Origin of the sequence: Pseudoponticoccus marisrubri (genome assembly GCF_001482405.1) — a bacterium.
Taxonomy (GTDB): Bacteria; Pseudomonadota; Alphaproteobacteria; order Rhodobacterales; family Rhodobacteraceae; genus Pseudoponticoccus; species Pseudoponticoccus marisrubri.
In genome coordinates this window covers 1-289 of sequence record NZ_LPXO01000078.1, presented here as the reverse complement: position 1 = coordinate 289, position 289 = coordinate 1, and the positions used below count along the sequence as shown (strand labels likewise).

1 rRNA gene is annotated in these 289 nt (G+C 53.6%); it reads left to right on the top strand.

From position 1 onward, the window contains the following. Nucleotides 1-289, top strand: a 23S ribosomal RNA gene (locus tag AVJ23_RS22025); the annotation flags it as partial.

The following is a 289-nucleotide window of genomic DNA, read 5'->3' as shown; positions in this document are numbered from 1 at the left end:
ATCCATGGGCAGGTTGAAGATCGAGTAACATCAATTGGAGGACCGAACTCACTAATGTTGAAAAATTAGGAGATGACCTGTGGATCGGAGTGAAAGGCTAATCAAGCCGGGAGATAGCTGGTTCTCCTCGAAAGCTATTTAGGTAGCGCCTCGCGTCTCACCCTCGGGGGTAGAGCACTGTTTGGGCTAGGGGGTCATCCCGACTTACCAACCCCATGCAAACTCCGAATACCGAGGAGTGCAATCGCGGGAGACACACGGCGGGTGCTAACGTCCGTAGTGGAGAGGG